This is a genomic window from Haloarcula sp. K1 (assembly GCF_001647155.1).
GTDB lineage: Archaea > Halobacteriota > Halobacteria > Halobacteriales > Haloarculaceae > Haloarcula > Haloarcula hispanica.
The window spans coordinates 68,374-77,662 of sequence record NZ_LRHL01000010.1 but is presented as its reverse complement, the minus strand read 5'-3'; the positions used below and the strand labels follow the sequence as shown (position 1 = coordinate 77,662).

10 protein-coding genes are annotated in these 9,289 nt (G+C 62.3%); 3 read left to right on the top strand and 7 right to left on the bottom strand.

Annotated features, from left to right (window positions below):
* Window positions 1-5: 5 nt before the first annotated feature.
* Window positions 6-2,114, bottom strand: a complete 2,109-nt coding sequence (locus AV929_RS04175; RefSeq protein ID WP_064287558.1) for a hypothetical protein — start codon at window positions 2,112-2,114, stop codon at window positions 6-8.
* A 128-nt stretch (window positions 2,115-2,242) separates the two neighbouring features.
* A complete protein-coding gene (gene trmY / locus AV929_RS04170; protein ID WP_014039477.1) occupies window positions 2,243-2,839 on the bottom strand; it encodes a tRNA (pseudouridine(54)-N(1))-methyltransferase TrmY in 597 nt (198 codons plus the stop codon).
* 122 nt (window positions 2,840-2,961) lie between these two features.
* On the opposite strand from trmY, the gene AV929_RS04165 reads away from it, so the two are divergent.
* A complete protein-coding gene (locus AV929_RS04165) occupies window positions 2,962-4,482 on the top strand; it encodes a hypothetical protein (RefSeq protein WP_064287543.1) in 1,521 nt (506 codons plus the stop codon).
* Window positions 4,483-4,762: 280 nt separating this feature from the next.
* On the opposite strand, the gene AV929_RS04160 is transcribed toward AV929_RS04165, so the two are convergent.
* From AV929_RS04160 to AV929_RS04145, 4 genes are read right to left on the bottom strand one after another with little or no spacing between them, the layout of a single operon-like run.
* Window positions 4,763-5,833 carry a tyrosine-type recombinase/integrase gene (locus tag AV929_RS04160; protein WP_064287542.1) on the bottom strand — a complete coding sequence of 357 codons (1,071 nt, stop codon included), beginning with the start codon at window positions 5,831-5,833 and terminating at the stop codon, window positions 4,763-4,765.
* Complete coding sequence (locus AV929_RS04155) at window positions 5,830-6,048, bottom strand: hypothetical protein (RefSeq protein WP_064287541.1); 219 nt, start codon at window positions 6,046-6,048, stop codon at window positions 5,830-5,832. The genes AV929_RS04160 and AV929_RS04155 overlap by 4 nt, the downstream gene beginning before the upstream one ends.
* Window positions 6,041-6,370: a hypothetical protein gene (locus AV929_RS04150; RefSeq protein WP_064287540.1), complete on the bottom strand. Its 330-nt coding sequence runs from the start codon at window positions 6,368-6,370 to the stop codon at window positions 6,041-6,043. Before AV929_RS04150 ends, AV929_RS04155 begins: the two co-directional genes overlap by 8 nt.
* On the bottom strand, window positions 6,367-6,726 hold the full coding sequence (locus AV929_RS04145) for a hypothetical protein (RefSeq protein ID WP_064287539.1): 360 nt from the start codon (window positions 6,724-6,726) through the stop codon (window positions 6,367-6,369). Before AV929_RS04145 ends, AV929_RS04150 begins: the two co-directional genes overlap by 4 nt.
* Before the next feature lie 409 nt (window positions 6,727-7,135).
* On the opposite strand from AV929_RS04145, the gene AV929_RS04135 reads away from it, so the two are divergent.
* Both AV929_RS04135 and AV929_RS04130 read left to right on the top strand, forming a co-directional pair.
* On the top strand, window positions 7,136-7,453 hold the full coding sequence (locus tag AV929_RS04135; RefSeq protein ID WP_064287537.1) for a hypothetical protein: 318 nt from the start codon (window positions 7,136-7,138) through the stop codon (window positions 7,451-7,453).
* 3 nt (window positions 7,454-7,456) lie between these two features.
* Complete coding sequence (locus tag AV929_RS04130; RefSeq protein WP_230458837.1) at window positions 7,457-7,804, top strand: hypothetical protein; 348 nt, start codon at window positions 7,457-7,459, stop codon at window positions 7,802-7,804.
* Between the two features lie 721 nt (window positions 7,805-8,525).
* Here the strand turns inward: AV929_RS04130 and AV929_RS04120 are convergent.
* Window positions 8,526-9,182, bottom strand: coding sequence for a site-specific integrase (locus tag AV929_RS04120; RefSeq protein ID WP_064287535.1), 657 nt, complete (start codon window positions 9,180-9,182; stop codon window positions 8,526-8,528).
* Window positions 9,183-9,289: the final 107 nt, after the last annotated feature.

Below are 9,289 nucleotides of genomic sequence, written 5' to 3'. Positions count from 1 at the left end.
AGAACTTACAGTTTGTCGGCGGCCTGCGCCTGCTCGGTCCGCCGCTCGGCCTGGTCGAGCCGCCGCCGGGCTGCATTCGACAGCGGGTCCGAAAGGTCGTCGTTGGCGTCCTCGATTCTGGTCGCGACGCGCTGGAGTCGGTCGGCGACGGCCTGGAGTTGTTTGTCAGCGTTCCCGCGGTCACCGGCCTCGGCGCGTTCCGTCGCCCGCTTGGCGGCCTCGACGACAGCGGCGAGTGCCCGTTCGAGGCCCTGGATAGCGTTCTCGGAGCCACCGCTGCCGCTGTTTCCGTTCTCTGTCCCGTCATCGTCGTCATCATCGTCGTCCACCTGGTCGGCGACCACCTGCCGCGTCTCCTCGGCAATATCGGCGAGGAACGACGCCAGCGACGCCTTTCCAGTTCGGGGTTCGTCGATTGTTGCGGCAGTCTCGGCTTCGGGGTTCGGGTTCACGCGGAACGCACCGATCTCGTCGTCGCTATCCCGGACTTCCGTCGTGTACGCGCCGCCGCCGTGGACGTAGACGGCATCGGGCTCCGAGAGCGGGGCGTCGTACAGCCGGCCCGCGAAGTCGTCCTCGACGGCCAAGTCGGTGAGGTCGCTGTCGGCTCCCGACGGATCGACTTCGAGGCGGGTCGCGTTCTCCCGGGCGACCAGGGGGAGTTCTCCATCGACTCCGGCTCGCGTCGGCCCGTCAGCCGACTCCGAGTCGTGGACCGACACCGTCTCGCTGTGTGGCGCGACGCCGGCCCCGTTGACGGTGAACCGGTGGTCGCCTTCGGGCACGTCCTGGACCACGGCCAGTCCAGAAAAGGTCGGGACGGCCTCGGGGTCGCTCTCTAGCAGGGCGACGGACTCGACGGCAGTGTCCTCGGTCGTCAGTCCCTCGTCTTCCGGTGCGTCGTCGTTCGAGACGGCTTCCGAGAGGCTGGCAACGACGGTCCGTATCTCCGCCGGTGCCCCGATGGCGTCGTATCGTTCAGCCAGCGCCGCCCGGTGGTTGGGCTCGGAGATGTCCGCGGCGGGGTTCTCGTATCGCGGCTGGTTCCAGGGTGCGCCCGTCGTCGTGATGTGGCCCGAGACGACGTCCTCGGCGAACTGGGGGACGGCGAACTCGAAGCTCAACTGCGGGCCGGTGAAATCGGCGATGTGCTCCAGTTCGCTGCTCGGCACGAGATCGTACTCGATGTCCGGGTCGGCCTCGCCGCGGTCAGTGTGCTGGAAGACGAGCCCCGTCTCCCGCGTCGGCAGGTCCGTCGGTGGTTGGGTGAGACTGTCGAACGAACGGATCGTGAGCGACTCCGAAATGAGGTCCTCGCGGCTGACCGACGGGAGCCGCTCGTGTTCGTACAGCGGCGCGCCCTCGTACTCCGGAACGAGGTAGGGGAGCCGGGACCCCTCGTCGCGCGGGAGCCCGTAAGCGACGGGGATCTCCGCGAGGTCTTCGATGGTTTCGACGGCGCTGTTCGTGATGTCCGCGAACCGGTCGCCCTCCGGCAGCCGGGTGAACCGGTCGCGAGCGTCGTTGACCGACAGCGCGCTAGAGTGTGACCCCAGTTCCGAGAGGATGCGTGGGACCATCTCCGGGTCGGGGTCGAGGAACTCGTTGTTGGGTACCTTCCGGGAGTGCGAGCTGGCGACGTACAGTTGCGGGTCGCCCGTCCCCGTGTCGACGAACACATGCAGGACCTCCCAGTCGTGCCAGTGGAAGTTCGTCGTGAACTGGTCGAACGCCGAGTAGAACCAGAACTGGACGACGGCGAGCGACGAGTTCTCGTACTCGACAACGTTGTAGAACGCCGTCGGGTCCGGCGGCTCCCCGTCGGTCATCCGCTCGTGATACCCGTCGAAGGCGTCGAACCCGTCGACGACGGTTTCCCCGTCCTGTTCGCTGGTGTACGGACGCGGGTCCGTCGGGAACCACGGCTCCGCCTGATCGAAGTACAGCGTCGGCGCGAACCGGCGCGCGAGTTCTTCGGCCCGTTCGCCCTCGACTGTCGAGGCCGCGTCGTCGCTCCCGCCTTCGAACGCCGAACAGCCGGCGACGGACGCGAGGCCGGCTCCGGCGACCGTCTGCAGAACCGCACGGCGGGACAGCGCGCCCCGGTCAGTCATCGATCCCTCGTCGCTTCCATACGTCGTCCGACAGCGCGACCCGTCGCTGTCTCCGAGCCCAATGATCCCATACACTATTCAGCGAACCGCGGAGGAAAACCCTTCTGGCAGTCACCCAGTGTGCCCCGTCAGTACTGCTCGAACCCGTCCGTATCGAGGTAGTTGTGCGCGACCGTGATCGAGTGGTCAGCGTGGAGGGCCTTCGGCCCGAGCGAGACGCGCTCGTCCGCGCGGTCGGCCAGCAGCGTCGCTTCCTCGTCCCGGAAGTCGTGATGGTCCGAGAGGACGAACACCGGGTCCGACGGCGGTGCAACGTCGACGATGGGGTCGCCGTCCTCGTGCAACTGGACGACGGTTCCGCGGCTCGCCGCGTCGTCGAGCGTCCCCTCGAACCCCCGTCGCGTGAGCGACACGCCCGGCGAGGTTTCGACTGGGATGTGGCCGATAGCTTCCTCACGCTCTTCCAGCGCCTTGCGGATCAGCGCCGCCGTGGACCGTTCGTCCGGGTTCAGTCGGCGGAGGTCGCTCCCCTCGAACGTGACGGTGTACTCGTCCGCCAGGATCAGATGGACCCGAACGTCCTCGCGGATGGCGTGGCTCAGGAAGAACGCGCTGGTGACACACCGACAGAGCACGTCGAGCCGGCCGGCCGCGCCGGCCAGGTCGTCGAGAGAGAACTCCGGCGTCGTCGGGGCGTCGTGGCCGATGATGACGAACTGGCGCATACTGAGTCGTCACTCCACGGCGATTTACGTCCGTCGACTGCTGTCAGTACCGATACGAAAGACGCTACAAACGCCGTCTGAGCGTCCAGAAAGGGTTTACCGGGTGCGACGAATCGCGGACTATGCGCAGACGTGCCCTCCTCGCGTCGGTCCCGGGTGTGCTGGCCGGACTCGCCGGCTGTTCGTTCGGCACCCTCGGCTCAGACGAGACCGCAGACGTAACGCCCGCACCACGCCCGACACAGTCACCAACCGACGCGAACGACAGCGGGACAGAGACGCCGACAGATAGCGGAGACCCGCCCCGACCCGAGAATCCGACGACCGTCATCGAACTGGAAACCGGGCCGCGAACCTATGCCCTCAGTTCGCCAGGGCTCCACACCGCCGACAGGGCGCGAGTCGGGCTCTGGTTCGACCAGACGGCGACCGACGACCATCCGGCCACGCTTCGGGGCTGGCTCCAGAACAGCAACGAGTTCGAGAACACGTTCAGGGTCAAGTGGATTCCAGGAGTCGGACAGACACACAGCCGCCAACCCAGCGGCTACGACCACGAAGCGCGCCTCCATCTCGCACCCACGGACAACAACGACCTCGCCGACGAAGTGCCCTCACTCGGCCGAACAGACGAGGGATACTGGCGCGTCGACGACGTCGGCCCGTGGATGCCAGAGACGTACCGGCTAAATCCCGGTGAACGGGTCAAGCTGGAGTACGCCCTCGTCGGCGAACCGGGCCAGTCCGGGCGGCCGACCGGCACCTACGAGTTCCGCGGTCAGGCCGGGTCCCTCTCGGTCTCCGTCTGGGACACGCGAAGTCCCGGTCCGGAAACCGATTCCCGGTTCGCCGGCCGCTCGCTTCCGGCGCTTCCCGGCGACGGCGACGTCCAGTGGTTCCACGACGCCGACAGGACGACCCCAGCCTTTGTTCGGCCCAGTACCGAGCGCGCAAAGCTTGATACGCAAGTCGGCTTCGAGATGGTCAACAACAGCCACGAGCGACTGCAATGCGGCCACTGGGACCTCTACAAGCTCGTCGACGGCGAGTGGTTTCACGTCGCACCAGCAGCCCACACCGCCGACTGTCGGCTCCTAAAACCGGGCAGTCAGGAGCAGTGGGGCCTCCGGGCGTTTAACGGACCAGCTGTCGGTTGTGGTACCGGCGACTGCCACTGCGACGGCCTCACGCAGGGCTACCTCGGCGGCGGCGAGTACGCCGTCGTCGCCGGCTACGGGCACGCGACGAACGAGAGTGCTGCTCTGGTTGCGCTAGTCGGTGACCGTGCTGCAGTGACCCCGACTGACGGCGTGCCGACAGCGCGCGACGGCGATACCGTTAGGGTGACGACCGACCGCCACGGCGACGGCGAACGGCCGGCCGACGCGACGTTCACGCTGACTCGCACTGACAACGCGAGCGAGCGGGTCATTGCCGAACAGGTGATGGCACACGGTCGGTTCGCTATGTCCGACGGCGGGCTTCGCAACGCCATCCCGTTCCTGACCGACGATGTGAGCCGCGTCGTCGTCGAAACCGACGAGCATGCTGTGGACGGCGTACTCGGGTACGATACAAGTCGTCGGCGGTTCCGGTTCCGCGGGCAGGCGTACGAAGTCACCCGGGGCCAGAGCGGTGGGTGACAGTCGATGCGGAGAGACGGTTCTGTTGCTCCTCAGTAGGAAGTCGAAAAATGGGGCCGGCGCGAATGTCGAACACGGGAAGACGGTCGCTCATTTCGTTCGCGCTGCGACTTCCCTGCTCGAATTCTCGGAGCCATTTCCTCACAACGGACACTCGTCGCTGTCGCTCCTCGTGATTGCGTTGCGATAGAAATGGGCCGGCGCGACGCGGAACTAACCGGTTTCGTAGGATTCTCATACTCGGTTCGCTGTCGATTCGTCGCTGATGGGTCAGTTGGTGTCATTGGGTGAACTCCAGTTCGTTGATGAGTGGTCGGCGGCGGTCCTCCATCCGGTTGCGAAGCCGTCGCCGCCGCTGTTCGGGATCTGCCTTGTCGTAGTGGTCTTCGATAGTACTCACCGAGGAATTGACGCGCTCCGCTACGTCTTCCGGCGGCCATCCTCGGTTCAGGTGCCAGGTAATCGAACCCGTCCGAATCTGGTGCGGGGACCGGCTCGACGGGCACTTGCTGGCGTGGGCGTACTCGTTCCAGTCGCACTTCTCGATGTCCTTCTCGTGAGGGCACATCCCGTAGCTGCACGGAAGCGTGGCGAGGTAGCTCCACACTCGAATGGTGTTGGTCGTCGGCCGTCCACTCGCGCTCGCCAGCAGTGGCTGACGGCCATGCTCGTCCCGCACATCGTACCGACGGCCGTTGATGTACGCCTCCAGCGCGTCGGCCGTCTCTCTTGGAAGCGCCACCGGACGCTCACCGCGGCGCTTGTTCTTCAGCGGGGTGTCCGTCTCCGGTCGGTGACGGAACTCGACGTAGGGGCTACTTCCCAGCTCCGTGTCCCGCAGGTCCAGGGCCCGCAGGCCGCCCTGTCGAGCGCCAGTGTTCCACGCAAGTTCAAGGAACGCGTGTTGCCGAGTTCCGTAGTCTCTGTCGCTCTCACGGTAATACGACAGCAGTGCTGCTGCTTTGTCGGCGGCAAGTTTCGTATCGTTTGACCGGTCCTCTGGGTCAAGGTCAGGAATGCGGATTTTCTCTGATAGACCTTGGTCGACCGCTTCGAGGTCTTCGAGGAACTCGAAGAGCATCTTCAGCGTCCACATCTCGCCTTCGAGCGTGGCCGGCGCGATCTCCGCGCTCCGCATCTCGTAGTACTCGTCGAGATCGTAGCCACGCAGTTCCCCGACCGTCTCTATGCCGACGGAGTCGCACCACTCGACGAAGAGCTTCAGCCGGTACTCCCAGCCGTGAACGCTCTTCTCCGTCGAGTCTGACCGACGGCGTCGAAGGTAGCGCTGGCAAGCCTCGCGGGGAGACAGCTCTGTAGGGTCACCCCGCCGTCTACCGCCGCGCGTCATGCTTCTAACTCACCCAGTTCGCTCTGGTCGTCAGCAAGCGGTGCTTCTTCGTCAGGCTGAATCTCCCGGTAGTCGCCTGCCCACTCGCCCAACTTCTCACGGACGGCATCAACTCGGTCGGTCAGAGTCTCTATGTCCGGCGCTGTGACCTTGCACTTCTGGGTGTCGTCGCCGCGCTTCAGTTTGACCGTGTAGGTGAATGCGTCGTCAGTCATCCGCAACCACGGCCTCGGCGGCCTCCATGTCGCCGGTCATCGCTCGCGCTCGCCGCCGCCAGTCCTCGTCGGCGATGCGTTGGGGCTTCATCCCGCTGCTGTCGGCTTCGCCGTACCGCTCTTTTCGGATTCTCTGGACGGCGTTCACTCGGTGAGGCGGCAATTTGAACGTCTGTCCGTCCCACTGCTTGAGCCACAGCCAACCGTTGTCGCGGACCTTCGCCGAGGAGACGTAGACGTTCCCCTGTCCGTCCACGTCGACAACAGCCGGCTTGTCGACGTTGGTCAGGTCCTCCGGGTCCGGGTTATCAGCGAGGCTCATGCCGATCCCTCCCCGTAGCGCCGGGTCAGCCGGTCGAGTTCATCGAGGAACGCATCGGCTTCTTTCAGGTTCAACTCGGCGGACTGGTCGGCCAGCAGTCGCTTGAGAAGGGTGCGCGTCTGCTTCGAGCGAACGTCTTCGAGCGTATCGAAGGCGTCCCGAATCTCCGTCTTGTTGAGCGAGTTTGCACGGCCGTACAGCAGGGCAACCGTGTCGCTGTGGGTTAGCCCCGTGTCGAGTTCGTGAATCTCCTCACCGAGTTGTTCCAGCGACGACTCGGCGGCTTCGAGCGCATCGAGACCGCGCTGAAACATCTCTGGGTCAACGTCGACGGCGTCGGCGTCGTCGCCGCTCATGGGCCGTCCACCTCATCGTCGTCAGTCTCTTGACCGTCCGACTCGTCTCCAGACGTGGGGGCCTGTAGGCTACTGGACATAGTTTAGGCGGCCCCCTCGTTTCGAGACTTTTCGCCGTTTTCGTCGCAACACACGACAGCGTTAGTCATCGGCTCGAAAGGAGTCGAACCGTGGTCGCGCAAAACCTCAGTGATGTACTGAGACCGAGAAATATCGTGTTTCTCAGCCTCATCGTCTACCTTCTCGAATAGCCATATCGGCATTGACACCGATACTGATGCACTTGGCATGCATTGTTTGTCAATAACCCCTCGGTAAATATAGTTTACGCTGATTTGTTTACCACTCCACCAGTGCCAAAACACTCAGTCGGCACTATGATACCCAGTGAGATTGATAATCAATCAAGATGCGATACTCCGGCGGCTGGATGGTACTCGCTGATGACCGGATTCTCGAATACATCCGCAACAATGAATCTGGTCGTCCAAAAGAAATGAAGGACAGTGGATATGTCCGATACACTCGCTCGTATATATCACAGCGATGTAAGAAGCTCGTAAAACACGGTTTACTCCGTGATTTGGGGAATGGTGTCTACACCATCACCGAGCGTGGTGAGCGGTACTTAGACGGCGAGATAGACACGTCTGAAGATAGGCCAGATGAAATCGAGTCGCACGGGGACAGCGGCCCCTCCGCTGATGAGAACCACGAACAGGTGTAACTGATGATCGGGAAAAAGTCGGCTTCATGGATGAATCAGATAGACGAGCGTATCATGGAGTGGATTCGTGAGAATGGGTTTGCATCACCAAGCATCCTCTCACGAGAACGTGGGTTCGATGTCTCTTCCGGCTATATTCGGGACAGGTGCAGGTGGCTTCAGTACGCTGGACTGCTTGCACCCGTCAGTGGCGATTTGTACGATCTGACGAGTGAGGGCATTCTGTATCTGAAAGGCGAGCTTGATGCAAGCCACTGCCCGCGGCCGACGCCAAGCAAGGTCTTTGAGGATCGGTATGCAACGCCGCCAGACTGGGTCGAGGCCCGTGGCAGATTTCGTGTCCATCTATAGAGATATGAGACAAGTTCCACCAGGCGAGCAGCCGCGCATTACCGACCTTTCGTCGATACAAGCAGAGAACTTCAAATTCAGGAATACAAGCTTTCTCTATGATAAAGACCTGCCGTATGATATGTTAAAGTACCAGTCCCGTGAAAGACTACGGCATCGAATCTGGAACGTACGGAATGGTGATTTAAGAAAGCTGATGCGACGATTTCCTATCAATCATAGTCTCTGTGAGCAGTGTGCTGGCTGGATGCACGCCGTAGCCGGTCGTCACTTTTTCCCTGATGCCAACCACCGGACTGCCCTGGCGCTTCTCAGAAAACTACTGAAAGACAACGGTATCGTCCCAGGTCAGTGGCCGCCACAGGTCCTACGCGAAACAGTCATTCGCTCACACAAAGTCCGGAAAGAAATTGAGGATATCAGACTGGATACGCTCTACAGACGGGACCGGATGTTTCTCGTCTGGATACTGTTCTTCAAAACGGTTCTCAGAAGTCCAACCGAAGAACGATAAGACAGCTATTCGTCGTCTTCAGGCGATGCAGCACAGGCTTCGTACAGTTCCTTGTTCTCCCGAACGTCACGCGCCATGTCGCGTTCGGACTCCCAGTTCATACTCATCTTGGTTAATTAGTTAGCAATTCAAAGGTATATTCTTTTGGGTACGCCACATGGCATACTGAGAACGAGAGCCACAGGCAGCCGATTTTTAGCGCATCACTCAGTCTGCCGAGTGGTGAGATGCTGGCGGCATCGTACCTGGATGGACCACCTCCGCGCTCTCGTCGCCGCCCTCGAGGAAGTCGACCTTCCCGCGCTCTCGTCGAATCGCCTCCGGGCTGAACTCACCGAGGTAGTGCTTCCTGAACGTATCCCAGTCCTCCCAGCCGCCGAAGGACATCACAACCGACGGGATCACGCCCTGCTCCAGTAGGTACGTGCCCCAAGTCCGGCGGAGATCGTGAACGTCGAGGTACTGCCAACCCCTGTCGCCGGTTTCTTCCTCCAGTTCGTCAGCTGCACGCCGGACCCAGCGGTACACAGTTGACCCAGCCACGTCCAGCAGCGGCTCGTCGTCGTCCTGCTGGTACGCCAGCGTCTCCGCGATGGTAACGACTTCCTGCGGGACTGGCGGCTCTCGGTACTTGTCCCGCTTCGCGTAGCTCTCCCAGACTCGGATGTGGTCGCCAGTCGGTCCGTCGACGAGGTCTTGCGGACATACCTCGATGATTTCCGAGCGCCGGAGTCCGACCCGACCGGCGAGCAGGAAGGCAAGCCGCTGGTGTGGTGTCTCTGCCTGCTCGATGAATCTCGTTAGTTCGTCGTCCGACAGCCACACCCGTTTCCCGTCGTCGTTGTCGTAGTCCTTCAGCCTCATGCACTCGTTCCCCAGTTCTATTGCAAAACATCTAGTTTTTTCGGTCAACTCGGGGGGCAACAGGGGTCAAATAGAGCGCAATTGCACCAGAATGAGGGATTCTCGGG